This window comes from Zunongwangia profunda SM-A87 (assembly GCF_000023465.1).
GTDB lineage: Bacteria > Bacteroidota > Bacteroidia > Flavobacteriales > Flavobacteriaceae > Zunongwangia > Zunongwangia profunda.
This window is the reverse complement of record NC_014041.1, coordinates 4,683,405-4,706,360: the sequence shown is the minus strand read 5'-3', so window position 1 is coordinate 4,706,360 and position 22,956 is coordinate 4,683,405. Positions and strand designations below refer to the sequence as shown.

At 38.1% G+C, this 22,956-nt stretch carries 19 protein-coding genes and 1 pseudogene; 12 read left to right on the top strand and 8 right to left on the bottom strand.

Annotated elements, in window-relative coordinates:
- Positions 1-219: 219 nt before the first annotated feature.
- The 6 genes from ZPR_RS20700 (at position 220) to ZPR_RS20675 (ending at position 8,697) form a co-directional block, all read left to right on the top strand.
- Positions 220-1,410: an efflux RND transporter periplasmic adaptor subunit gene (locus ZPR_RS20700; protein WP_013073737.1), complete on the top strand. Its 1,191-nt coding sequence runs from the start codon at positions 220-222 to the stop codon at positions 1,408-1,410.
- A gap of 168 nt (positions 1,411-1,578) precedes the next feature.
- The gene (locus ZPR_RS20695; RefSeq protein WP_041579273.1) at positions 1,579-4,749 is read left to right on the top strand and encodes an efflux RND transporter permease subunit; all 3,171 of its coding nucleotides are present in this window, start codon (positions 1,579-1,581) and stop codon (positions 4,747-4,749) included.
- A gap of 8 nt (positions 4,750-4,757) precedes the next feature.
- Positions 4,758-6,215 carry an efflux transporter outer membrane subunit gene (locus tag ZPR_RS20690; protein ID WP_013073735.1) on the top strand — a complete coding sequence of 486 codons (1,458 nt, stop codon included), beginning with the start codon at positions 4,758-4,760 and terminating at the stop codon, positions 6,213-6,215.
- A gap of 142 nt (positions 6,216-6,357) precedes the next feature.
- Positions 6,358-7,245, top strand: coding sequence for a helix-turn-helix domain-containing protein (locus ZPR_RS20685; RefSeq protein ID WP_013073734.1), 888 nt, complete (start codon positions 6,358-6,360; stop codon positions 7,243-7,245).
- Positions 7,246-7,337: 92 nt separating this feature from the next.
- Positions 7,338-7,997, top strand: coding sequence for an SDR family NAD(P)-dependent oxidoreductase (locus tag ZPR_RS20680; RefSeq protein WP_013073733.1), 660 nt, complete (start codon positions 7,338-7,340; stop codon positions 7,995-7,997).
- 46 nt (positions 7,998-8,043) lie between these two features.
- Positions 8,044-8,697 (top strand): DUF2652 domain-containing protein, encoded by a 654-nt coding sequence (locus tag ZPR_RS20675; RefSeq protein WP_013073732.1) that lies wholly within the window; start codon positions 8,044-8,046, stop codon positions 8,695-8,697.
- Between the two features lie 271 nt (positions 8,698-8,968).
- Here ZPR_RS20675 and ZPR_RS20670 read toward each other — a convergent pair whose 3' ends face one another.
- The 6 genes from ZPR_RS20670 to ZPR_RS20645 form a co-directional block, all read right to left on the bottom strand.
- Complete coding sequence (locus tag ZPR_RS20670; protein WP_013073731.1) at positions 8,969-9,823, bottom strand: fumarylacetoacetate hydrolase family protein; 855 nt, start codon at positions 9,821-9,823, stop codon at positions 8,969-8,971.
- An 18-nt stretch (positions 9,824-9,841) separates the two neighbouring features.
- Positions 9,842-10,618, bottom strand: a complete 777-nt coding sequence (locus ZPR_RS20665) for an SDR family NAD(P)-dependent oxidoreductase (RefSeq protein ID WP_013073730.1) — start codon at positions 10,616-10,618, stop codon at positions 9,842-9,844.
- A 4-nt stretch (positions 10,619-10,622) separates the two neighbouring features.
- Positions 10,623-11,942 (bottom strand): alpha-L-fucosidase, encoded by a 1,320-nt coding sequence (locus ZPR_RS20660; protein WP_013073729.1) that lies wholly within the window; start codon positions 11,940-11,942, stop codon positions 10,623-10,625.
- A gap of 4 nt (positions 11,943-11,946) precedes the next feature.
- Positions 11,947-13,266 (bottom strand): L-fuconate dehydratase, encoded by a 1,320-nt coding sequence (locus tag ZPR_RS20655; protein ID WP_013073728.1) that lies wholly within the window; start codon positions 13,264-13,266, stop codon positions 11,947-11,949.
- Between the two features lie 103 nt (positions 13,267-13,369).
- On the bottom strand, positions 13,370-14,236 hold the full coding sequence (locus tag ZPR_RS20650) for an AraC family transcriptional regulator (RefSeq protein WP_013073727.1): 867 nt from the start codon (positions 14,234-14,236) through the stop codon (positions 13,370-13,372).
- Positions 14,237-14,238: 2 nt separating this feature from the next.
- Positions 14,239-14,889 carry a helix-turn-helix domain-containing protein gene (locus tag ZPR_RS20645; protein ID WP_233421329.1) on the bottom strand — a complete coding sequence of 217 codons (651 nt, stop codon included), beginning with the start codon at positions 14,887-14,889 and terminating at the stop codon, positions 14,239-14,241.
- Between the two features lie 546 nt (positions 14,890-15,435).
- Here ZPR_RS20645 and ZPR_RS20640 point away from each other — a divergent pair.
- From ZPR_RS20640 to ZPR_RS20615, 6 genes are read left to right on the top strand one after another with little or no spacing between them, the layout of a single operon-like run.
- The gene (locus ZPR_RS20640; RefSeq protein WP_013073725.1) at positions 15,436-17,076 is read left to right on the top strand and encodes an alpha-L-fucosidase; all 1,641 of its coding nucleotides are present in this window, start codon (positions 15,436-15,438) and stop codon (positions 17,074-17,076) included.
- A gap of 15 nt (positions 17,077-17,091) precedes the next feature.
- Positions 17,092-18,108 (top strand): zinc-binding alcohol dehydrogenase family protein, encoded by a 1,017-nt coding sequence (locus ZPR_RS20635; RefSeq protein WP_013073724.1) that lies wholly within the window; start codon positions 17,092-17,094, stop codon positions 18,106-18,108.
- 9 nt (positions 18,109-18,117) lie between these two features.
- The gene (locus tag ZPR_RS20630; RefSeq protein ID WP_013073723.1) at positions 18,118-18,945 is read left to right on the top strand and encodes an amidohydrolase family protein; all 828 of its coding nucleotides are present in this window, start codon (positions 18,118-18,120) and stop codon (positions 18,943-18,945) included.
- A 3-nt stretch (positions 18,946-18,948) separates the two neighbouring features.
- Entirely contained in the window at positions 18,949-19,746 is a 798-nt protein-coding gene (locus ZPR_RS20625) for an SDR family oxidoreductase (RefSeq protein ID WP_013073722.1), read from the top strand.
- A gap of 3 nt (positions 19,747-19,749) precedes the next feature.
- Entirely contained in the window at positions 19,750-21,084 is a 1,335-nt protein-coding gene (gene fucP, locus ZPR_RS20620) for an L-fucose:H+ symporter permease (RefSeq protein ID WP_013073721.1), read from the top strand.
- Entirely contained in the window at positions 21,081-21,416 is a 336-nt protein-coding gene (locus ZPR_RS20615) for an L-rhamnose mutarotase (RefSeq protein WP_013073720.1), read from the top strand. The genes fucP and ZPR_RS20615 overlap by 4 nt, the downstream gene beginning before the upstream one ends.
- A gap of 80 nt (positions 21,417-21,496) precedes the next feature.
- Here ZPR_RS20615 and ZPR_RS20610 read toward each other — a convergent pair.
- Together ZPR_RS20610 and ZPR_RS20605 are read right to left on the bottom strand one after the other, a co-directional pair.
- Positions 21,497-21,897, bottom strand: a pseudogene (locus tag ZPR_RS20610) (cysteine peptidase family C39 domain-containing protein); the annotation flags it as partial.
- Between the two features lie 32 nt (positions 21,898-21,929).
- On the bottom strand, positions 21,930-22,925 hold the full coding sequence (locus tag ZPR_RS20605; protein WP_013073718.1) for a TlpA family protein disulfide reductase: 996 nt from the start codon (positions 22,923-22,925) through the stop codon (positions 21,930-21,932).
- Positions 22,926-22,956: the final 31 nt, after the last annotated feature.

The window sequence follows — 22,956 nt, the reverse complement described above, 5'->3', positions numbered from 1 at the left end:
ATCATTTAGGTTAATGGATAAAAAAGTTGCTTATGATACCAAATAATTAAGTATATAGCTGCTGTCAGTTATTAGTGCAAGGTAGAAGTTATGACATAATTCATCATATTATAAGACAATATTAGATTTTGGTCATTTTAGGAAAAGTATTGGTTACTAATCAGGTGACCTCTTGTCCTAATTTTGCTTCGAAATTCTAATATATAAATCAAAGTCACCATGATGAATTTAAATTTTAATACTAAAAAAATTGGATTTTTTGCCATTTCCGGCATCATCGTTTTATTGATCATCCTGGCATTTACAACAAAAGAGGAGGAAAATATAACTCAGGTTGATTCTTCTGCTCTAGAGGTTCAGGTTGCTACGCCTGTGTACGATAAAATCACTGAATGGGACGAATATTCAGGACGTTTTGAAGCTAGTAATCGAGTTGAGGTTCGTGCAAGGGTAAGTGGCTTTTTAGAAAAGGTCAATTTTAGTGATGGACAAATGGTAGAAAAAGGGCAGGTTTTGTTTGTTATTGATCAAAGACCGTTTCGTATTGAGCTAGAAAGGGCAAAAGCGGGTTATGAGCAGGCTTTAGCCAGTTTAAAAACTGCCGAGGATAATTACAACAGAGTTGAATCTTTAAAAGAAACCGGTGCATTATCCACTGAAGAATATGACCGCCGTAAGCAAGCTTTTGTTCATGCCAGGGCAAGTTTAGAATTGGCAGCTGCCAGTGTGGATCATGCAAAATTAAATCTGGAATTTACAGAAGTAAAAGCGCCTATTTCAGGTTTGGTAAGTAGGGATAAAGTGAATGAAGGAAACATCATCGATGGTGGCAGTGCAAATTCAACCCTACTCACCACAATCGTCGCGACCAGTCCTATCCATTTTTATTTCACCGAGAGTGAATCGGAATATCTTAAATATGTACGTCTGGCCAAAGAAGGTAAGCGCGGCAATGCTAGATCTGAAGGGATACCTGTAATGATCAAACTTTCTGATGAAGAACAATTTATGCACACCGCATTATTAGACTTTGTGGATAACGAAATAGATGAACAATCGGGAACGATAGAAAGTCGTGCCGTTATGGATAACAATGATCACTTACTGGAACCTGGAATGTTTGGAAAAGCCAGGATTTCTGGAAGTGAAGAGCATAAGGCGCTTATGATCCCAGACGAGATTATTGGAACAAATCAGTCCCTTAGATATGTATATGTGTTAGATGAAGAACATAAAGTGAGTAGTCGAAACCTTACTTTAGGACCATTACATTCTAATGGTTTACGTATTGTTCGTAGCGGTCTTCAGCCAAAGGATCAACTTATTATTAATAATCTTCAAAAGATAAGGCCTGGAATGCCGGTTTCGCCAAAAGTGGTAGACATCTCTTTACCGGATCAAAAAAAATAAATCAACCTCTCAAATCATGTAAGTATTCGATACGTTAGATCAACTGCTAAGATTTGAAACAGCATGATTTAAGAACATATCACATCCTTTGCTGGATATTAGCTATTCCCTTAAAACTTTATAAACCAAATAGAGAATAAGGGAGTGTTTCGCCAAAATTAAAATTCTATGAAATTCAGTCAAATATTTATAAAGCGGCCTATTTTTGCCGCTGTCCTAAGTGTGCTTATACTTATCGTTGGTGGCTTGGCATATGTGTCCTTACCCACCTCACAATTTCCGGATGTAGCTCCCCCCACCATTGAAGTAGTTGCAAGCTATCCCGGCGCCAATGCCAAAACTTTATCTGAAACCGTTGCTGCTCCAATCGAAAAAGAGATTAATGGGGTGGAAGACATGATCTATATGACTTCCCAGTCTTCTGCAGATGGTCGGGTTATTGTACAAATAGCATTTAAGCTTGGGACAGATTTGGATAAAGCACAGGTACAGGTGCAAAACCGTGTAGCCATAGCAGAGCCGCGTTTGCCGGAGTCGGTTAGAAGGCTGGGAGTGACCACCAGAAAAGTTTCTCCTGATATGCTTATGGTAATCAACCTTTATTCTCCAGAAGAGACTTATGATCAAACTTATATGGCAAATTATGCCGTATTACAGCTTCGTGACGAATTGGCCCGTATTAAAGGAATTGGGGATATTCAACTTTTTGGGGCAGCAGAATACGCCATGCGCATCTGGCTGGATCCTGATAAAATCGCAAGTCTTGATCTTACTGCGGCTGAAGTTGTTGCAGCATTAAGAGCTCAGAATGTTCAGATAGCAGGAGGAACTTTGAACACTTTACCTTCGGGAAATCAGTCTGCCTTTGAAATTAATATTCAAACTCAGGGAAAACTTGTTTCGCCACAGCAATTTGAAGATGTTATAATAAAAGATAATGACGGGCGTATTGTACGCCTAAAAGATATAGGGAGAGCAGAGCTGGGCGCCCAAAATTATACCACACGAGGCTATCTGGGGAAAAAGCCTGCTATTGCGATGCCTGTTTTTCAACAACCGGGTGGAAATGCATTGGAAACAGCTCATGAGATTCAGGAAAAAATGAAGACACTTTCAGAACGTTTTCCTGAAGACCTTAATTATGATATCGCCTATAACCCTACAAAGTTTATTCAGAAATCTATTGACGAAGTATATCACACAATTTTTGAAGCCATTTTACTGGTAATCTTTGTTATTTTGCTATTTCTCCAATCTTGGCGGGCCGCCGTTATACCAATATTAGCCATACCTGTTTCCTTAATTGGAACCTTTGCAGTAATGCAGGCCATCGGTTTTTCGCTAAATACGTTAACCTTATTTGGGCTGGTACTTGCCATAGGGATTGTAGTAGATGATGCCATTGTAGTGGTAGAGAACATGGAGAGGTATTTAAGCAAAGGCCTGTCACCAAAAGAAGCCGCTATAAAAACCATGGATGAAGTTGGAGGCGCACTTGTAGCCATCGGTCTGGTATTAATTGCGGTGTTTATACCTACGGCCTTTTTGGAAGGAATATCAGGACAGTTTTATAAACAATTTGGGATGACGATTGCGGTGGCAACGGCAATCTCTGTATTCGTATCCTTAACCTTAAGTCCTGCTATGGCTGCATTATTGATGCGTCATGAAGAAAAAACGGATAAAAAACCTTTTATCTTGTTAAGACCTTTCGTTTTTATAGGAGACAAGTTTAACCATTTTATGATTTCCCTTTCCAATAATTATGGGAAATCGGTTCAGAAACTGGTAAGAACAGCCATGCTGGTTATGATTGTCTATTTTGGACTTGTAGCTTTTACGGGATTCGAATTTAATAGAGTGGCCAAAGGTTTTATTCCTGCGATGGATCAACAGTATTTTATAACGGTGATACAGTTGCCCCCGGGATCATCTTTATCCAGGACAGATGCTGTTGTACAGGATGTTCTTGATATCTCACTGGAAATTGATGGGGTAGCGAATGCAATTTCTTTTACAGGATTTGATCCTACTTCTAATACGATAGCATCAAATTCAGCAGTAGTTTTTCAGGTACTTGAAGATTTCGATATAAGAAACGATAAGAATATCGATTATACCGAACTTATGGGAAGCATTCGCGCAAAAGTGGGGCAAATAGACAACGCCATGGTGTTGGTGATTCCTCCGCCATCGGTAAGTGGTATCGGGAATGCAGGAGGATTTAAAATGATGGTTCAGGACAGGGCCAATCTGGGAACCGAAAAATTATTGGAAGCCACCAACACACTGGCAATGGCCGCTAACCAGGATCCTGTTTTAAGTAATGTTTTTACGTTTTTTAATAACCAGACACCTCAGTTATTTTTGGATATTGACCGGGTAAAAGCAGAAAAACTGGGAATTAATGTACAGGATATTTTTCAATCTCTGGAAATTTATATGGGTTCTGCTTTTGTAAATGAGTTCAATTATCTGGGAAGAACATTTCAGGTTACCGCTCAGGCCGATTCCCCTAATCGTTTAACTCCGGAAGATCTTGATAAAATTCGGATCAGAAACCGTGATGGGCAAATGGTTCCCATGGGGACTATTGCCAGTCATGAAAATACTGCCGGAGCTTCAAGAATTCCAAGATTTAACCTGTATCCTTCAGCCTCTCTAAACGGGGATTTTTCACCAGGCTATAGCTCTGGAGAGGCTATTGAACGAATGGAACAATTAGCCAACGAGGTGTTACCCGATGGAGTTTCATTTGAATGGACTGAGATCGCTTATCAGGAGAAGCAGGCAGGAAATACTGCAGGTGTTGCATTTTTCCTTGCTGTGGTATTCGTCTTTTTACTATTAGCCGCCCAGTTTGAGAGCCTGATATTACCACTAGCCGTCATATTTATAGTGCCTATGGTCTTGTTATTCGCAATTTTGGGAATCGATCTCGCCGGACTGGATAATAATATCATGGTGCAGATAGGTTTGGTTGTTTTGGTAGGTCTGGCAAGTAAGAATGCTATTTTAATCGTTGAGTTTGCTAAACAACTGGAAGAACAGGGAATGGAGCTAAAGAAAGCAGTAATCGAAGCTTCAAAACTGAGATTACGTCCCATTTTAATGACCGCAATGGCCTTTATATTGGGGGTAGTACCGCTGGCCCTAGCAACCGGAGCTGGCGCAGAACTTCGGGTGTCATTAGGAATTGCGGTATTTAGCGGAATGCTAGGTGTGACCATTTTTGGAATATTTCTGACTCCGGTATTCTATTATTTGGGCAGAAAATGGACTACTAAACGCCGTAATGGAACAATAGGTTTAGAGAATCAAAAAACAAAGGAAGAGTAAAAAAGGATATGAAAAATTTAATAGTAATAGTAAGTTTATTGGTTTTAGTTTCCTGTGGAATTCAAAAACGAGCGTATCAGGTTGCTGATCCCGTTAAGGTGAATAATGATTATTTAACCAAAGCACTTCAGGATACTATATTTAATGATCAGGAGCATATCACGCGGTGGTGGTCTGCGTTTAAAGACCCTGTTTTGGATACGCTGATTGAAAGAGCACGTACCAATAATTTAGATATTAATACTGCTGTCGCAAATTTTGAAGCATCCAGAGCTTCATTAAAGGCACGTAAATTTGATCGTTGGCCTGTGGTAACAATGAATGGATCCTATAACAGGACCCGTTTAGGAGAAAATGTGTTTGTACCGGGTATGAACCCTACTTATAGTACGTATAGTGGAAGTATGGATGCCGTCTGGGAGACAGATATTTTTGGAAGGGTTTCCAATAGGGTTAAAGGATCTTATGCTTATAATCAGCAGATGCTGGCTGATATGCACGGCGTTTATCTGCGTATATTTGCTGAAGTGGCTACAAATTATCTACAGTTACGGGGAACACAATATTTACTGGATATCGCACAACGAAACCTTAAGGGGCAGCAGGATACGTACGATCTAACCCTTAAACTGTCTGATGCGGGAACCAGTAATACTCTTGATGTCTCCCGTGCTCTTGCGCAATTAGAAAGCACCCGGGCAAGTATTCCTCGGCTAGAAGCCAGGATAGAAGCACTTAAAAATAGTTTAAGCATTTTGACCGGTGAGATTCCCGGCAAGCTTTCTGGGGATATCATTGGCAAACAGGCTTTGCCAGATTTACCGGCATCAGTACACCTGGGAAATGTCAAGGAATTATTGCGTCGCAGACCAGATGTAAGAAGAGCCGAAGCAGTACTTCAGGTCAAGATCTCGGCCTATAATATCGCTGTTGCGGATCTATACCCAAAAATTGAATTTGGAGGATCTGTAGGTTTTTCTGCTGTAGATTTTGCCAATTTCGGGAGTAAGGAATCTTTTACCTGGAGCCTGCTGCCAAGCATTAGCTGGGCCGCTTTTAATTTGGGCAGGGTTAAACAGCAAATAAGAAAAAATGATGCTGAAACCCTGGCTGCCCTGGCGCAATATGAGAAAGTGGTTTTGGAAAGCTTAGAAGAAATAAAAACCAGTATGAGCAATTATTCTCATGAGCTGAAAAGAAGGGAGATTTTAAAAAATTCCTCAATGGCTAGTGCTAAAGCTGCAGAAATTGCCCAGAAAAGATTTAATGCAGGCCTTGATAACTTTATTGATTATCTAAGTGCAGACAATGCGTTGCTTATTGCTGAAAATTCGTTGGCGATGAGTGAGATATCATCGGCAACTTCGCTTATAGCTATATATAAAGCATTAGGCGGAGGTTGGGAGATTATCTCTGATGAAGAACTGAAAATTAAATTTGAAAAGATGAAATTAAGTCAGCACTAATGTTATTAAATATTATTTTTAAACTATTGAACGCTAATCTGACGGGAAACACTAATTTCAGCATATAAAATCAGCATTGATTATTTGTGAATTACGGTAAATAGTTACCGGAGTTTACCCAAATTATAAGAATTGTTAATTCATGGATAAAGGGAACATCCCTGTTTTTGATACATTTAATGACTACTATGAAGCGATTGATTTTCCTCATAGGAGTCAGATTCCTTATTTCGATATTTTTAAGGCCGATAGCCTGGAGCCTACAACAAGACGTTGTATGCCCCCTTATCGTCAGGGCTTTTATCAAATTGGTCTTTTAAATAATTTTGGAGATACAGAATTTAACCTGAATACCGATATTTTGAATTTGGAGGGACATCCGTTATTTTTTGTGGTGCCGGGGCAGTTTTTTTCCTGGTTTCGGGATAAAAACCTACAAGGCTATTTTATCATGTTTAAAAAAGAGTTTTTAGGCAATTCTTTTTCAGATTTGGTTAATGATTTTCCTTTTCTAAAAATATCAGAGAATAACTTTATGATGTTATCATCAGAAGAGTACCGTTCTTTATCCTTTGATATGGAGCGTATTTATTCGGTTTCCAGAAATCCACATCCTTATCAGGAAAAAATGCTGGAAGGTATGCTGGTCTCTTTACTTTATTTTTGCAAGGCGATTTTCGAAAAGAATAGCAGAACAGATAATTATGTATCCAGACCGCAGTCCATTACGAATCAATTTGAAATATTGGTTGATAAAATGTATTTAGATACCAAAAATGTAACAGACTATGCGGAAAAACTTAATATCACCCCCAATTATCTAACCACTACATTAAAGCAGTTTACAGGTAAGACGGCCAAGGACATTATTAGTGAACGCCTATTTAATGAAAGTAAAAGTTTACTGAAGTATTCGGGGCTTGATATTGCAGAAATTTCTTATCGTTTAAATTTTCAGGAGCCCACTCATTTCACCCGCTTTTTTAAAAAGCATAGTGGAATAACTCCTAATCAGTTTAGAAAGTCGTAATGGTAAAGCATAAAGTCAGAATAATTAAGGAACTAAAATATTTTTACTTGTGGAGCATTCGTAAATTTGTAAAGTTAAAAAGGTAGTATGATATGGATAGGAAAAGAGTTGCAGTATTAACAGAAGCAGGAAATGGCTTAGGTAAAGCTATGGCTAACCTTTTGTTACATCAGAATTATAAAGTGATCATTGCAGCAGGCGAAGAAAGCTATAATAAACTTTCGCAGGAGGGGAATAGTGTGAGGGATTTTGATCTTATCCTGGTTGATTTTACTTCAGAGCATAGCCTTTTACATCTAAGAGATAAAATAAAAAAGGAATATGGACAACTGGATTTACTGATCAATAATGCAGAGACGGTGAATGGTTTTGGCCATAAAATTGACCAGTTGGATATTAGTGAAGTAAAATATTTGTTTGAAATCAACTTCTTTTCGATTTTAAGAATCATTCAGTTAATGAAACCTTTACTGGAAAAAAGTGAAGCTCCCAAAATAATAAATGTAACCAGTGCCTTGGGAGATCTGTCCAAGATGAATGACGAGACATTTTGTTATTCCAATTATGATCTTACAGGATATTCATGTGCGAAGGCAGCACTAAATATGTATACCCACTTACAGTGCAAAGAATTTAAACCCGATAAAATCAATATTTACAGTTTCGATCCGGTAGCCCTTAAAAACTGTACGTACAATTCGGTGATCATTTGCGATGAAGTGAAAGATCGGTTTATTTCTTTGGTGCAATAACCGGGAAAAATAACCTATATACTAGAAAGAATTTCTAAATTTAACTATGGAAGGGGATAAAAAAGGAATCATAAAGCCATTAAAGAATACTGAATTTAGAGTGAAGTCCAATTCATTTGAGGGGACAATTATTATTCCTGATATTAGTGGTTTTACCAGTTTTGTTAATTCCATGGATTTTTCCTTAGGAAAAGAGATCACTATTGAGCTGCTTCAGGTGATAATCGATCAAAATATTCTAAATCTTACGATTTCAGAAATAGAAGGTGATGCGATCCTTTTTTATAAAAAATCTACTCTCACCTTGCAACAGGTTAAAAAGCAATACGAGCAAATGCTATCAGCCTTTAGTGATAAGGTCAATACGCTTAGTTTACAATATGGTTTTGAAATTAAGCTTTCATTAAAACTGGTGGCTCACTATGGGGAAATATCAACTTATACCATAGGTGGTTTTGAGAAATTGTATGGTAAACCGGTGATAGAAGCTCATCAATTATTAAAGAATCCCATTAAGAGCAATTCTTATTTTTTGATAACCGAAGATTTTTTTAATGCCACAAGCCAAACTGTAAATAAAACCCATTATTCAGGAAGTAAACTTTGTGAGGTATATGGCTCATTAAAAAATATAGGGTATATTTTTTTCGATTATGAAGCAGATCGGGATAATCCTTCTATTAACGGTTATTTAAGGTAAGACTTCTTTTTGACAAGGTTATAATCGATGGGCAAAAGTGTTGCCTGTTTAAAGAATAAAAGCTAAAAGAGAAAATGATAGCTTTAAAAAGAAAAGTCCTTTATAAAAGAATTTAAACTTTTACAGTTACGAACTGGCAGTACAGCCACTCAATTTAAAGGCTGACTCTTTAAAGAAAATCTAAAATAATCCTCAAGTATTTTTTGGATGGCTACTCGAGGATTATTTATCTATACTTTAAGTTGATGTATGTACACCAATCTAAAAAAGATTAGGTATAGGCTTTAGCAGTTTGTTTGGAAGTTCCCAGGCCTTCAATACCTAATTCAACCACATCACCCGGTTTTAAATAACGTGGCGGTTTAAAACCCATACCCACACCAAAAGGCGTACCTGTTGAAATGATATCTCCTGGAAGCAGGCTCATAAACTGACTGATATAACTTACTACCTGTTGTACATTAAATACAAAGTCTGAAGTGTTGCTGTTTTGTAGCTGTTCGCCATTGTGTTTTAACCAAAGGTTGAGGTTATTGGGATCTTTGATTTCATCTTTGGTGGCGATAAAAGGGCCTAAAGGAGCAAAAGTGTCGCAGCTTTTTCCCTTAACCCATTGGCCGGCGCGCTCTATTTGAAAGGCTCGTTCGCTATAATCGTTGTGCAGCGTATAACCCGCCACATAATCCAGGGCATCTTCTTCGCTTACATAGGAGGCTTTTTTGCCGATGACCACAGCAAGTTCCACTTCCCAGTCTGTTTTTTCGCTTCCTTTGGGTATAATGACATCGTCGTTGGGACCTACAATAGCAGAAGTTGCTTTAAAAAATAATATAGGTTCTTTTGGCACGTCCATTCCGGTTTCTTTTGCATGCGAGATATAGTTAAGGCCAATACAAACAATTTTAGAGGGCCTTACCAGAGGTGCACCCAGGCGTGTTTCCTGAGAAACTTCAGGGCAATTTTCCTGTTCTTTCTCTAACCAGGCTTTGAGACGGTCAAGACCATCAGTTTCAAAGAAAGCTTCGGTGTAATCTTCACCAAAAGCCGATATATCTATGCGTTTGCCGGCATCTAATTGTATTCCTGGTTTTTCTTTTCCGGCTTCGCCGAAGCGTATTAATTTCATAATCTTCTATTTAAAAAGTTATCCATTTAATTTTATGAATCCTCCATCGATGGGGAAGTCGGTTCCGGTGATGAAGGAAGCTTCATCAGAGGCCAAATAAAGAGCAAGATGTGCAATTTCCACCGGTTTGCCCATACGGCCCAAAGGTTGGGTTTTTGATAGTTTTTCAAACATCTCTTCCTGGTTGTCCGGATAATTTTTTTCGATAAAACCATCCACAAATGGTGTATGCACACGGGCAGGGGAGATGCTGTTACAGCGAATCCCTTCATCTACGTAATCTTTGGCGATAGAATAGGTCATCGTGAGTACAGCGCCTTTAGACATCGAATAAGCAAAACGATCTGAAATTCCTACCGATGAAGCGATGGAAGCCATGTTGATAATGACGCCACTTTTACCCTTCATGTGTTTAATTGCTGCTTTGGCACAATTATATACACCTTTTATATTGATGGCGTAAATCCGGTCCAGGTCAGCTTCAGTGGTATTTTCAATATTTCCCACATGAGCCACGCCGGCGTTGTTCACCAAAATGTCAATCGTACGTTGCATAGCAATCTCATCCACAATTTGTTGTACTTCCTCTGCATTTGAAACATCGCATATATTGTAATAAACTTCTAAGTTCTCTGCTTTAAAAGCTTCTACAGTAGCTTGAGCTTGTTTCTCATTAAAATCCAAGATGTGAACTCGAGCTCCGTTTTGTGCGAACACCTGTGCGATGGCACGGCCAATACCGCTGGCACCTCCGGTGATTATTGCTGTTTTTCCTGTTAATTGAAATGCCGACATGTTTTTATTTTAAAGTTATTTTAATAATGGTATCTAGGTCATTGAGATAGTCAGAATCGATTTCGAAACTTAGCGTTCCTTTTCTTAGGGTATAATTTACAGGCGTAGCATCACTAAAATATACAACATCTTTTATTTTGTCTTTAAATTCAGGTATAGAGACAGATGTTACTTCTTTATCTAAAATATGCAAATAAAGAATTTTAGACTTTTTAGTGGAAACCATATATTCATTCTGGTATTCGCCGCCGCGTGTGTTGTAGATGCTTTCACCATTTATATCCATCCAAGCTCCCAGTTCTTTTAAGCGTTCTTTATGCTCCTTCTGGATAGCTCCATTGGGCATAGGTCCTATATTCAAAAGAAAATTAGCATTATTACCAGCCGCTTTGATAAGGTACTGTATGAGTTCTTTTGTAGATTTATGATGATCATCCTGTAAGTTGAAACCCCAGGAATGATTTATGGTTTCACAAGTTTCTAAGGGTAGATTACCTATTTGAGAACCTTCACTAAATCCAGCTGTATTCTTTCCCGGAAGGTCTTTTTCAAACATCTGAAAGTCTTCTCCTGCAACAGGTAATAAGTGATGATTGTTGCCTATAAGTAACCCCGAATCTACATCATGAATAATTGTATAGGTTTTCTCTAAATCAAATTCCTGATAAGGTTTATCTGCTTTTTTCAAATCGTTTTGATCCCAATATCCGTCAAACCAAAAGCCTGCGATATCATAATTTTCGGCAAGTTCTTTAATCTGGGCATTTTGATACTTTAGATAAGTATTCCAGTCACCTGATTCTTCTCTACCTAAGCCGTGACCGGTTTTGCCTCTCGGAAAATAATCGGGATGATGCCAGTCAACCTGCGAATAATAAGCAAAAAGTTTAATTCCGGCTTTTTTACAGGCTTGCTCCAGTAATCTAAACGCGTCTTTAGTATAAGGTGTTGCGTCTACAATATTGTAGTCTGAAACCTGAGAGTCATACATAGCAAAGCCGTCGTGATGTTTGGTGGTTACAGTGATGTATTTCATGCCGGCAGCTTTGGCAAGACTTACCAGTTCTTCAGCATCAAATTGCTGAGGGTTAAAAAAAGAGGGGAGTAGCTCATACCGGTCTTTTTGAATTTTTTGCTGTTCCATAACCCACTCACCGTCCCCCAAAATGCTGTATACTCCCCAGTGAATGAATAACCCAAATTTGGCATCCTGAAACCATGCTCTGTTTTCCAGATTTGCTTCGGAAGGTTTGTAGCTAGCCTGGGCTAATGCCGTATAGAGATTTAAGAAAAGCAAGGTTGTGATATAAGCTCGTTTCTTCATAATCTTATTTATTTTTAGTGATTTCCTGCCAGATTTTACCTGTAGGAAATTGATAATCATTTAAGGAGTTAGGTTTCATGGTAATGCTGTAGCCAGGCATTTTTGGGGGCATATAAGCACCATTTTTAATCACTACCGGATCAAAGAAATGCTCATGTAAATGATCTACATATTCAATGATACGATTTTCAAGTGAGCCGCTTATAGCAATAAAATCAATCATAGACAAATGCTGTACATACTCACATAGCCCAACACCACCCGCATGCGGGCATACGGGAATCTCAAATTTTGCAGCCATTAGTAATACGGCGAGTACTTCATTTACCCCGGCCAGTCTACAGCTATCTATCTGGCAAATTTCGATGGCACCTGCTTGCATCAGTTGTTTGAAGATCACACGGTTCTGGCAGTGCTCACCAGTTGCCACTTTTATGGGAGCAACGGCTTTTGCAATGGCGGCGTGCCCCAGCACATCGTCAGGGCTGGTAGGTTCTTCAATCCACCAGGGATTAAATTTCTTGAGTTCAGCCATATTTGCGATGGCTTCGGTTACATCCCATTTCTGGTTGGCGTCCATCATTAATTTAAGGTCGTCGCCTATCTCTTCACGAATAATCTGGGCTCGACGCATATCATCTTTAAGGTCTTTTCCTACTTTAATCTTCATATGCTTAAAGCCTTCGGCTTTTGCTTCCCGGCACAATTTGCGCATTTTTTCATCGCTGTACCCCAGCCAGCCAGCAGAGGTGGTGTAGGCTGGATAACCGTTTTGTAGTAGGTAATCTATACGTTCCTGCTTGGTAGCTTCCATCTTTTTAAGCATCGCCGTAGCTTCAGCAGGAGTAATAGCATCAGTAATATAAGTGAAATCCACGCAAGAGACCAATTGTTCCGGACTCATATCGGCCAGCAGTTTCCATAGTGGTTTGCCCTCCGCTTTAGCATATAAATCCCAAACAGCATTTACCACAGCTCCTGTGGCCAGATGAATCACTCCTTTTTCGGGACCTAACCAGCGCAGTTGACTATCACCGGTAATCATTTTCCAAAAAGCACCCATATTTGAAGTAAAAGATGCTAGCGATTTATGAAGAATAAGAGGCATTATCGAGTCGATGGCGGCTACGCAAAGCTCGTTACCGCGACCAATAGTAAAGGTGAGCCCGTGTCCCTCTAAATCATCTTGTGAAGTTTTTAAAATAACATAAGCGGCAGAGTAATCCGGATCGGGATTCATGGCATCTGAGCCGTCAAGAAACTGACTGGTGGGGAAGCGAACGTCTACAACTTCATAGCCGGTAATAAGCAAATCGGTATTCATTAGAGTATATTAAAAGATAGTTTTCTCAAATGTAGTGATCCAACATAGTCGCCACTGCTCTTTTTTTTACAGTGCCTTCTACTTTTTTTGCAATTTCATGGATTTATAAATTAGATGAGTGATAATTGGCATATTCTGATGGGGTTTTTCCGGTAATAATTTTAAACTGTTTGTTGAAATTAGAAAGGCTGTTAAATCCACTTTCAAAACAGATTATAGTAATAGGGTAATATTGTTCCATTAACATTTTACAAGCGTATCCTATACGTATTTCATTAAGATAGCGGGTAAAGCTTTTTTTATGGACTTTACTAAAAAACCGGCTAAATGCAGAGGTGTTCATAGGGATTAGGGAAGCAACATCCTCCAGGGCTATTTGATTTTTAAAATTCTTAAAAATGTATTCATAGACTTTATTTAATTCCTGATTTTTAGAAGACTGAATATTTTTCAAATAGGTGCTACTTGAAATTTGAGAAAAGCTTTCGTAGGATAATGCATTTAAGATTTCCAAAAACCTGAGGGTTCGTTCAAAAGAGGAAAATTGATCTAAGGTTTTAAGACGATCTAAAAGTTTTTGATTTATATTGTTGAACTTTAGGCCAAGTTCTGCTTTTCTAAGAAGTTGGTTGATTTTTTGAAATTCAGTTTTGTAAAAAAAATCCTTTCCTAAAAAGTCTTTTGTAAAATGAATTGCAATGGCCCTGGCTTTTAAAGAGCTGTTAGGTTTAAAGTATTCCGGATCATTTAACCACATATGAGGAAGATCTGGTCCTAGAAGAATTATCTCACCAGCACAAAATTTGGAAACAGAATCGCCTATAAAGCGGGTGCCGGTACTTTCCAAAATTAAAACCAGTTCCATTTCTGGATGGAAGTGCCATATTTTTAGAAAATGATCATCCGTAACTTTATTGATGCTAAACGAACTGTCCTGGTAATTTTTGCGATCTATCTTAAATAATTTCATAATCAGGTAATCTGCAAGCTTTGTTTCCTATAAGCTCCTGGCGTGGTTTTTAGGTATTTTTTAAAAATTTTAGTCAGATGAGGTAGATTATTAAATCCGGTTTCAATAGCAATATCCAGTAAAGTCTTATTGGTGGTGACAATGAGATATTGCGCTCTTTCAATACGTTTTTCGTGGATATATGAAAGGGGTCTTTGGCCTGTATGTTTCAAAAATTCCCTTGAGAAGTAATCTCTGTTTTGGTTAGCATTTTTAGCAAGCTCATTAATGCTAATGGAATTTCCGAGATTAAGTTGTATATAATTAATCGCATCAAGTACTACAGAGGGGATTTTCTCGCTTTTTGGGGATTTAAAACGTACAGACTGAATAAAGCGCGATATCAGCATTAAAATAATCCCCTGACTTTCAAAGCGAACAGAAGGTTTCATATTGTTATTAAGTGCTCTGTATTCTTTATAATAAGCTTCCTTTTCATATATTTTCGGATTGTCTGATCGGTTAATGCCTCTACCCGGATTTATTTTTAGAATTCTATTAAAAATAGAAACATCCAGAGCAGTCGCTTTAATCTCCATAATACTTCTATTGTCTTTAAACAGGGATATTCCATCTGGGGATTCCTCAAAAAACTGTAAAAAATACTGACTCAAAAAGTTAGTGCATTTTAAATTGCAGAGGGTGAAACTTGGTATCAAATACAGGTAACCTGGTTTTAAATTAATTTTTTCATCTGGATTTGACACAATTCCTTCACCGTCATCAATATAATATAGTCTATAATAGGGGCTTATTATGTTTTTATAATTCCACCGATGGTTAAGTTGCACATAATCAACATTAAGCAGGGAAAATGAATGTGTAAATAGCTGACTGTTCAAGGTTTTACTATTATAATGAATATTAACTTCATCTTAATTGAATAAAAATAAGTCGTTTTTGTATAATACAATTGCTTTTTAGTAAACTTATATTTGATTTTAGAATCAAAAATAAGATTTTTAACGAAATCGTTTGATTTCAGAATTTATTTGTTTTTTGAGTTGATCAACTCGATGAATAAGCTTGTTGATATTATCAAAAGGCTATGTGTATATGTATAATAATTTGCGATTTGTCACGAAATTCTTGATGATGCAGCGTAAATGTATAATGGAATGAATTCGAGGAATGGAAATTTTAGAATTTTTAAATAGGAAATGAAACGTAGAAGTGCAATCAAATTAGGAGGTTTAGCTACTGCCGGACTTTACTTAAGCCCACACCTGGCTAGCGCAAATTTTTTTAATACAGAAGAACGAGAGCCCTTTTTACCCAATTGGGATTCTTTATCAAAATATACAGCCCCCTCTTGGTTTAGAGATGCCAAGTTTGGGATGTGGGCACATTGGGGACCTCAGTGCGAGCCTGAAGCCGGAGATTGGTATGCAAGAGGGATGTACCAGGAGGGAACTTGGCAATACAAGTCACATCTTGAAAACTATGGGCATCCATCAAAATTTGGCTTTAAAGATGTGATCAATGTTTGGAAAGCAGATAACTGGGATCCGCAAGAACTGGTGAGTCTTTATAAAAAAGCCGGGGCTAAATACTTTATGGCCATGGCCAATCATCACGATAATCTTGACTTGTGGGACAGTACCTATCAGCCTAAATGGAATTCTGTTAAAATGGGGCCGCAAAAAGATATAATAGCCGGCTGGGAAAAAGCTGCCCGTAAAGAGGGGCTCCCTTTTGCTTTAAGTGTACATGCGGCTCATGCCTGGAGTTGGTTTGAAACCTCCCAGCGTGCAGATAAAAACGGACCTCTGGCGGGAGTACCCTATGATGGTAATTTGCGCTTAGAGGACGGGGAAGGAACCTGGTGGGAAGGTATAGATCCACAGGAATTGTATGCACAAAATCATCCTTTAAGTGAAGATAGTTATGATAACGGGAAAATACACAGTCAATGGAACTGGGGGAATGGTGTTACTCCACCTTCTGATGAATACTGTGAAAAATTTTACAATCGTACTATTGAGCTTATTGATAAATTTAATCCTGATCTATTATATTTTGATGATACAGCTTTGCCTTTATGGCCGGTGAGTAACGTAGGTCTTGAGATAGCAGCATACCTGTATAATAAAAGCCTTGACAGGCAGGGCAACCCGCAAAGTGTAATCACCGGTAAAATTCTGGATAAAGAGCAGCGCAAAGCATTGGTGTGGGATATTGAAAAAGGACAGAGTAATACTATTGAACCTTTACCCTGGCAAACCGATACCTGTATAGGTAGCTGGCATTATGATAAAGGGGTTTATCGCGACAAGCGCTATAAAACAGCTAAGCAGGTTATTCATAGTCTTATTGACGTGGTAAGTAAAAACGGTAATTTGATGCTTAATATCCCTGTAAAGGGAGATGGAAGTATTGATGAATTAGAGCGGGCTATTGTTGAAGAAATAGGAGTGTGGATGAATTTAAATGGAGATAGCATTTATGGAACCCGACCGTGGAAAATTTTTGGAGAAGGACCTCAACAGGAAAGTGCAGCTGCGTTAACAGCTCAGGGTTTTAACGAAGGTAAAGGCAAAGCCTTTACTTCACAGGATATTAGATTTGTTACTAAAGGAGATAAACTCTACGCTACGGTAATGAGTTGGCCCGACGACGGAAAAGTGATTATAAAATCGCTAAAATCAGGTTCGCAATATCACAAGAATCAAGTTAAAAAAGTAAAACTGGTAAGTAGCGGTAAAAACCTAAAGTTTAAGCAAAGCACCGAGGGACTCGAGGTTTATTTTCCGCAGGAACAGTCAGACCTATCTTATGCGAACCCTTTGGAGATCAGTTAATATTTAAGAAAAATCATGAATTATATTGTTTGTCAGGAACCCGGTACATTTTTATTAAAAGAAGGGGATATGCCGCAGCCTAAAGAAGGAGAGTCTCTTTTGCGGATTCGTAAAATAGGGATTTGTGGTACCGATATCCATGCCTTTGGCGGGACACAGCCTTACTTTAATTATCCGCGTGTTTTAGGACACGAGCTTGCAGCAGAATATGTGTCTGGAAAAGCAAAAGGTTTTAAAAAAGGAGATGCTGTAAGTTTTATTCCGTATTTTAATTGCGGAACTTGTGTGGCCTGCCGCAATGGATTAACCAATTGCTGTAGTTCTATTCAGGTTTTTGGGGTGCATATAGATGGCGGCATGGCCGAGTATGTTGTAGTGCCCGATGCCTATTTGTTACATGGCGAAGGTCTTGATTTTGATGAACTTGCTCTGGTAGAACCACTAGCAATCGCAGCTCATGGCATACGCCGGGCAGGAGTAAGAGCGGGAGAAACGGTTTTGGTTATGGGAGCAGGGCCTATAGGTATTGGCTTGATTCAGTTTGCACAACAAGTAGGGGCGCAAGTGATCGTGCTTGATGTGAATACACATCGTCTTGATTTTTGCAAGAATGAACTGGGCGTTTGGGCCAAGATAAATCCCTTGGATGAGAATGTGATAGAGCGATTGTCAGCACTAACCAATGGTGATATGCCTACCGTCGTCATTGATGCTACAGGTAACCGTAAGGTGATGAATAATGCTTTTCAATATCTTGCACACGGTGGTCGATATGTACTGGTAGGTTTACAAAAAGGTGAACTTGTCTTTAGTCATCCTGAATTCCATAAACGTGAATCAACCCTTATGAGTAGCCGTAATGCAACTCGAGAGGATTTTGAATATGTGATCGAAAGTATTAAAAGCGGGAAAATCAACCCAAAGAAGTATATCACGCATCGCATTAACTTTAAAGACCTGCCTGCAGATTTTGAAACTTTAATGGCTCCAGAGAATAATGTAATCAAGGCTCTGGTTGAACTTAATGAATAAGTTGGTACGATGATCATAGACACCCATCAACATTTTTGGTATTACAATCCTGTCAATCATGACTGGATCGATGATGAGATGGCGGCAATACGCCGCGACTTCCTTCCAGAGGATTTAAAACAGGTTTACAAAGAACATGATATTACAGGTTGTATTGCCGTACAGGCTGATCAAACTCTTGAGGAAAATAGTTTTTTACTAAACCTTGCCCATAAGCATGATTTTATAAAAGGAGTCATAGGTTGGGTAGATTTTCAAAGTGATTCTGTACAAAATGAGTTGGAATATTATGCGGAAATGCCTTTGATGAAAGGCTATCGACACGTGGTACAGGGAGAGCCGGATAATTCTTTTTTACTTCGGAAATCTTTTTTAAATGGTATTTCTAAATTGAAAAATACGGGTGCTGTATACGAGATTTTAGTTTTTTCGCATCAGCTTCCGGCGGTACTTGAATTTATAAAATTATTTCCTGAGCAGCAATTCGTAATTGATCATATGGCTAAACCCTATATCAAGGAGGGGTATATAGACTCCTGGGCGTTATTGATGCGTGCTATCGCAAAACACGAAAATGTAAGTTGCAAAATTTCAGGAATGATCACTGAAGCCGATTATAAAACCTGGAAAACCATTGATCTTATGCCATACGTAAATGTGGTATTGGAGGCATTTGGTCCGCAACGAATTGTATATGGTTCAGACTGGCCGGTATGTCTGGTTGCCGGTAGTTATGCCCAGGTCTTAAACGTATCCAGGGATTTTGCCGGACAGCTCTCTAAAGAGGAACGCGAACTTTTTTTCTATAAAAATGCCCAGCGCATTTATACTATATAAGTTATGAATTTAAATTTAAAAGATAAAATCATTGTAGTGACCGGTTCGGCCGGAATGCCAGGAAGCATAGGTCATAATATTATTTTCGCTTTAGCGTCAGAAGGAGCAATCCCGGTTTTGTTAGATCGAAATGCCCGCGGTTTTGAATATGAAAGTCAGCTGCGCGAACAAGGATTAGATAGTAAATTTTACCAAACCGACTTGTCTGATGCAGATCAAATTAAAACTTCGATTGAAAAACTTTCGGCGCACTACGGGCGCATTGATGCTATTATTAATAATGTGGGAGTGAACGATGGCGTTTCGCTCGAAGACTCAGTAGAAGATTTTATGTATTCACTTAAGCTGAATCTCGTAAGCTTTTACGCTACTGTTAAATATGCTTTGCCTTTATTGAAAAAAAGCAGGGGTAATATTCTAAACGTGGGATCCAAAGTAGCGATAACCGGGCAGGGAGGAACTTCAGGATATGCTGCAGCTAAAGGGGGGGTGCTTGGATTAACGCGTGAATGGGCTGTAGATTTAATTAAATACGGCATCCGTAGCAATGCGCTTATTATTGCTGAAAGTTATACACCGGCTTACGAAAACTGGATTGAAACCTTAGATGATGGTGCCGAAAAACTTAAAGCTATAAAGAAAACCATTCCCTTTGAAAACAGGATGACCACTACTCAGGAAATTGCAGATACGGTTTTGTTTACCATTTCTGAAAAATCTTCACATACTACCGGTCAGTTTATTTTTGTTGATGGAGGGTATGTACATCTGGATCGCGCACTGCTTCCGGCTAAAAACTAGTTTATGGAAAAAAAAGAATCTAAAGTGCCCGTGGTAGCCAAATCGGTACTACTGCCATTCATCTTAATCACTTCTTTATTTGCATTGTGGGGTTTCGCAAACGATATCACAAACCCCATGGTTTCTGCTTTTAAAAAAGTACTGGAGCTTGATAATTTTCAGGCTTCGCTCGTACAGCTTGCATTTTACGGTGGCTATTTTACCATGGCACTACCGGCGGCAATTTTTGTAAACCGCTTTTCTTATAAAAAAGGAGTTTTGCTTGGCCTTGGCCTTTACGCTATAGGAGCATTACTTTTTTATCCTGCCGCAGCCTATGAGGAGTTTGGTTTCTTTCTGGCTGCGCTTTACATTTTAACCTTTGGCCTGGCTTTTTTAGAAACCACGGCAAATCCATATATCCTGTCTATGGGAGCCGAAAAAACCGCGACCCAACGTCTTAATCTTGCTCAGGCTTTTAATCCTATGGGCGCGCTGTTGGGCCTGATTGTTGCCCAGAAGTTTATTCTAGCTTCCCTGCAATCAGATGACCTGTTACCTGATGGGACTACGGTTTATTCTACGCTGGGGGAAGAAGCTAAGGCTGTTGTTCGTACAGCTGATCTGGCCGTGATACGTGATCCTTATGTTTTATTAGGGATTGTGGTAATAGGCTTTTTATTGGTAATCAGTCTTGTGAATATGCCGCAAAATGCACATCAGGAAACCAAGGTAAAGATATGGGGGGCAATTAAACGTCTTTTTAAGTCACGTAAATTTACTGGAGGAGTTATCGCACAGGCGTTTTATGTAGGAGCACAGATTATGTGCTGGACCTATTTATACCAGTATGCAGAATCATTTGGTATTGATAATACCAAAGCGGTCAATTATGGGATAGCCGCTCTTGTGGTTTTTCTTATTGGTAGATGGGTAGGAACCGGTTTACTAAAGTATATAGATTCCGGTAAATTATTGTTGTTTTTTGCGCTGGGTGCTTCTATCGCAACCTTGATTACGATTTTGGTACCGGGAATGATAGGTTTAATCGCATTAGTTTCTATTTCTTTCTTTATGTCGATTATGTTTCCCACAATCTACGGGATAGCACTTGAGGGGCAGGGAGAAGATGCTAAATTTGGTGCTGCTTTTTTGGTGATGGCTATTGTGGGAGGTGCGTTAATGCCTACCCTGCAGGGATTAATTCTAGATCTGGGGGGCGCAGGCTATACCGACGTTCAGATTTTAGGTGTCCCCGAAGTCAATTTTTCGTTTATTCTGCCGCTGGTTTGTTTTATAATTATCGGTATTTATGGCAGGGATGTTTACAAAAAATATAATTTAGAAACTACCTTATGAAATTAAATAGACTTTGTTATGCCTGTGATCTTATTAATGATGCCGGGCTTATTGAAGAGTATGAAACTTATCATCAAAAGATTTGGCCAGAAATAGAAAAAAGTATTCTTGAGGCAGGCATTGCCGATATGGAAATTTACCGATGTGGAAACCGCCTTTTTATGATTACCGAAACTTCAGCCGATTTTGATCCTGAGGTTAAAAAACAAATGGATCTTGATAACCCAAAAGTGCAGGAATGGGAAAATTTAATGTGGAATTATCAACAGGCCATCCCGTTTGCTCATGAGGGCGAAAAATGGATCCCTATGAAACGAATTTTTAAGCTTTAGAAATACAACTGTCCTTTATGGACTGAATTAGAGCATGGTATAAAGCTCATATTTTTTTATTTTGAACGTTAGATTCTGGGGGCGATTCCTTCTTTAGTATGTTCTGTAGCATTGTTACCAATCCAACAAGATATAAATTCTTCTTTGTTACAGGTGATTAAGCCATAAGAAGGATCAGAAATATAGATTTTATCCTTTTTTATTTTATAGACTACCACAAAATGATTTTTGTTCCAATGGGCTATAAGAGGGAGCGGTGCTTCCTTCAGTTTATCAAAATCAAATTTTACCCCTAAGGATTTAAATCCTATGCTTTCAGCTGCATCACTTAGTTTAAGTAGGTTACTACCTACTCGTGTGGTTTCTAACGAATCTCCTGTAATGTGATAAGTTTACCATAATATTTAGCAATTATTCGTAAACAGGTAGGGCCACAATCTTTACTATCTGGTTGTTTGTAAAACGGGAATGATTTTTTCAATATGAAATTTTCTGATTAAGGAATATATTCATTTAATGATTTAAGGTCTTAGAACTACTATTACTTATCAACATTTTTTCTATATTCTTTAACGCAACTTCACTTGAACCTCTGTACAGAATTTTGAGATTGTTATCAAGTAAAATAAATGTTGGGTATTCTTTTATCCTCAAATCCGTTATTATACCTTTCCTATTGTTGCTGTCAACGTAAGCATGATTCCAATCCATGTTATTTTTTATGGAAAAATCCTTAACAACATCTATAGATTCATCCAATGCAATACTAATGACTGCAACGTCCTCATTATCCTGATGAAGTTTTTTTAGATTAGGTAATGATTTTAAACATGGCACACACCAAGTGCCCCAGAAGTCTAGTAAGATGAAATTTTTATTAGCTGAAAATTCTTTAATGGTAGTAGTATGATTTGTTAAAGATGTAAGATTGTAATTTTTGATTTTTACTCCTAATCTTTTACCCCGATACTCATCAATATTTTTTATTAAACTAAAATGTAATTTTGAAAGATTATTACTGACAGAATCGATTTTGTAAAAATCATTTGCTAATAATAACGTATCCCCTACTGAATAATAAAAATTTTCATTAAAACCAGTATCTTGATCTGAAAATAATACGCTTATGGGTTTCACAGAAATTGACACCCTATTTTTAACATATCCTTGCATAGCAACATCATAAATTGAGGTATCAATTTTTAATTGGCCTTTCCTTAAATCCATAAGCTCAAACGAAGTAGCTAACGATTTGTTTAAAGAATCTTTAAGAAATTGAGCATAAAAACTATTTGGATCCGGATATATTTTAATATCCCTTTTAAATACCTGATTTGATATTGAACCTTTTGAATTATATTTATATTCAACTACCGAGTCTTTATTTTTTATCAATTTTTTTTCCTCTTTAGAAAATTCGAAGATATGATCATCGCTAAAATCTTTATTGTTATTTAAATCTGCGATAATTATTTGTTCATTTCCTTTAAAACCTGAAATAATATTCAAATTTTCATTATCAAAAATTTCTAAGGAGTCT

Bases quoted from the DNA above. Each gene is read 5' to 3' on its own strand.
- ZPR_RS20700 (WP_013073737.1), top strand. From the start codon at position 220: ATGATGAATTTAAATTTTAATACTAAAAAAATTGGATTTTTTGCCATT.
- ZPR_RS20695 (WP_041579273.1), top strand. From the start codon at position 1,579: ATGAAATTCAGTCAAATATTTATAAAGCGGCCTATTTTTGCCGCTGTC.
- ZPR_RS20690 (WP_013073735.1), top strand. From the start codon at position 4,758: ATGAAAAATTTAATAGTAATAGTAAGTTTATTGGTTTTAGTTTCCTGT.
- ZPR_RS20685 (WP_013073734.1), top strand. From the start codon at position 6,358: ATGGATAAAGGGAACATCCCTGTTTTTGATACATTTAATGACTACTAT.
- ZPR_RS20680 (WP_013073733.1), top strand. From the start codon at position 7,338: ATGGATAGGAAAAGAGTTGCAGTATTAACAGAAGCAGGAAATGGCTTA.
- ZPR_RS20675 (WP_013073732.1), top strand. From the start codon at position 8,044: ATGGAAGGGGATAAAAAAGGAATCATAAAGCCATTAAAGAATACTGAA.
- ZPR_RS20670 (WP_013073731.1), bottom strand. From the start codon at position 9,823: ATGAAATTAATACGCTTCGGCGAAGCCGGAAAAGAAAAACCAGGAATA.
- ZPR_RS20665 (WP_013073730.1), bottom strand. From the start codon at position 10,618: ATGTCGGCATTTCAATTAACAGGAAAAACAGCAATAATCACCGGAGGT.
- ZPR_RS20660 (WP_013073729.1), bottom strand. From the start codon at position 11,942: ATGAAGAAACGAGCTTATATCACAACCTTGCTTTTCTTAAATCTCTAT.
- ZPR_RS20655 (WP_013073728.1), bottom strand. From the start codon at position 13,266: ATGAATACCGATTTGCTTATTACCGGCTATGAAGTTGTAGACGTTCGC.
- ZPR_RS20650 (WP_013073727.1), bottom strand. From the start codon at position 14,236: ATGAAATTATTTAAGATAGATCGCAAAAATTACCAGGACAGTTCGTTT.
- ZPR_RS20640 (WP_013073725.1), top strand. From the start codon at position 15,436: ATGAAACGTAGAAGTGCAATCAAATTAGGAGGTTTAGCTACTGCCGGA.
- ZPR_RS20635 (WP_013073724.1), top strand. From the start codon at position 17,092: ATGAATTATATTGTTTGTCAGGAACCCGGTACATTTTTATTAAAAGAA.
- ZPR_RS20630 (WP_013073723.1), top strand. From the start codon at position 18,118: ATGATCATAGACACCCATCAACATTTTTGGTATTACAATCCTGTCAAT.
- ZPR_RS20625 (WP_013073722.1), top strand. From the start codon at position 18,949: ATGAATTTAAATTTAAAAGATAAAATCATTGTAGTGACCGGTTCGGCC.
- fucP (WP_013073721.1), top strand. From the start codon at position 19,750: ATGGAAAAAAAAGAATCTAAAGTGCCCGTGGTAGCCAAATCGGTACTA.
- ZPR_RS20615 (WP_013073720.1), top strand. From the start codon at position 21,081: ATGAAATTAAATAGACTTTGTTATGCCTGTGATCTTATTAATGATGCC.